Raw genomic sequence first — 208 nt, forward strand, 5'->3', positions numbered from 1 at the left:
GCCCGCGCGCGGCGGATCCAGCACCACCACTTCGGGACGCGGCAGCTCCGCGGCCACCCGTTCGACCCGCCCGTGGTGGAACCGCACCTGCGGCAGGTCGGCGAGGGCGAGAGCACCGTCGTCGATCGCACTGCGCGACAACTCGACCGACTCGACCCGGCCTCCCTCACCGACCTGGGCGGCCAGCGCGGCCGCGAACACCCCGACC

At 75.5% G+C, this 208-nt stretch carries 1 pseudogene; it reads right to left on the minus strand.

What is annotated here, in order from left to right:
- A pseudogene (locus tag I0Q12_RS14305) lies at positions 1-208 on the minus strand (class I SAM-dependent RNA methyltransferase); the annotation flags it as partial.

It is taken from the genome of Rhodococcus sp. CX, from assembly GCF_015865005.1.
In the GTDB taxonomy this organism is placed as follows: Bacteria; Actinomycetota; Actinomycetes; order Mycobacteriales; family Mycobacteriaceae; genus Rhodococcus.